We start from the raw sequence: 1664 nt of genomic DNA, 5'->3' as shown, positions 1-1664 counted from the left end.
CGGTTCTATCTTCCACTTTGAAAACTCGGACTTTGGCAGCATTCTCTTCGCTTAGCAGCTTGCCATTCCAAGACGTGTACTCGCCGTATACGAGCCCTCGCTGAACATCGTGCTCATAACCAAAGCTCCAACCGGTATTGTATTCTGCAAAGTTCGGTCCACCGCCGTTACAGATCAGAGTTTGGCGTGAAAGGTCGCACTTGTCCTCGTAGCAGATAATGTATTCACCTCCGAGTGAACCAGACATTTCGAAATCGTGACACTTCGCAGAAGCCGGTGCAGCCACACCTGCCAACAGAAAAATAAGAGTATATTTCGTCATCATTGCTTCCTTCAAAGAAGCTCTCATTTGACTGCAAACTGTGTCAGATTTCAGACAACTTCCCGATCATACAAGGACAGTTTCCTTGCTATATTAAGGCGTTAGATGGGCTCAAAACTGATTGGCCGCCGCTGTGCCTGTAGACCACCATTTGTAGAGCGGTTCACTCGATCACATAGGGCAGCATGACTTTGACGATGTCCTCAAGGTCGGCCCCCTTGCCGTACTTCTCGCGCTTCAGAGAATGGCCCATCAGGTCTCGCCTGATCCGTTCATCCATATTCGCCTTGAGCATTCGATCCTCGAAGCGATGGCGCAGGCTGTAGACGACGTGATCCGGAGTTTCCTTCAGATCGTTTTCTCTGAGGTATTTGTTTAACGTGACACTCAGGCTTGCTGAGCGGTTGCGATAGCGCGAGAAGCCCTCGGGGAACGCCCGCATCGCCTCAAGGCTCACCCCCAGCAGGGGCACGCGCCGTTTTGCCCGACGGGATTTGAGCTCACGGCCAATCGGCAGAATTTGCACATAGGAAATCCCACCCTCTTTGGCGTCGTCCAGACAAATCTCCTCCGGCGTCAGCGACGCGATCTCGATGAGCCGCAGACCGGTATTCATCATAATCTTAAAAATCGCCCGCGCCTGATCATTGAGGCCATCCAGCGCGCCCGGCGCAAGCAGCCTTGTCTTGATCCATGCGTCCGAGAATGGCGGGCGCTCCTTGGGGTCCGATTCCGGCAGGCTGATCTTCTCATTCGGAAGGGTAATCTGGAGCCGCTTCTTGGCGTTCACCGTCTTCAATACCTTCCGAAAGTGAATGAAGTCTTTATTGGCGGTCTGCCCCGTCAGGCCCTCATCTAGAACCCGGACCTCCCACCAATCGCGGAAGTCGTACATGTCATCCTGAGTGATCTCGTCGATGGGTTTGTCGCCGCAGACCAGAATGAAGTTGTTCACCGCCTTCTTGCGCGGATTCTTCCAGCACCGCACCTGATCCGAGTTCTTGTTTTGGATATCAAGCTTGGTGAGGTCCCAGTACATCTCAAGCGCCTCGGACACTTTAATCTTGGGCCGCTCCACGCCGCCCAGCACCGCATCTGCCATCACATTGGTGTTCGCCGCTCCAGCTTCGATGGCCTCAACCCGAGCGAGGAGCTCTTGAATGGGGAGTTCTGCCACCTGAGAGCTGCCCATGTATTCAAAGCCGCTGGCGACGGCCAGCTTCTGGGCTTGCTCGAACTTTTTAAGAGAGTCGCCAGTCTGTCCGGCCAGCGCGTCTTCCCACGCTTTCATGAGCCGTTCCCAGACCAGCGGAGCCTTCGCTGTGGCCATCGTCTCGGAGTC

Annotated in this window: 2 protein-coding genes; both read right to left on the bottom strand. The window is 54.6% G+C overall.

Annotation, left to right across the window (positions count from 1 at the left end; all coding sequences use genetic code 11):
* Positions 1–322: hypothetical protein (locus HJ536_RS20645; RefSeq protein WP_177159270.1), on the bottom strand; the 322-nt coding region annotated here is incomplete at its 3' end.
* Between the two features lie 163 nt (positions 323–485).
* A partial coding sequence (locus tag HJ536_RS20640; protein ID WP_228028848.1) for a site-specific integrase occupies positions 486–1664 on the bottom strand: 1179 nt, incomplete at its 5' end.

This window comes from Donghicola mangrovi, from assembly GCF_013377535.1.
Classification (GTDB): Bacteria; Pseudomonadota; Alphaproteobacteria; order Rhodobacterales; family Rhodobacteraceae; genus Donghicola; species Donghicola mangrovi.
The sequence above is the reverse complement of the archived record's forward strand: the minus strand, read 5'-3'. Positions and strand labels throughout refer to the sequence as shown.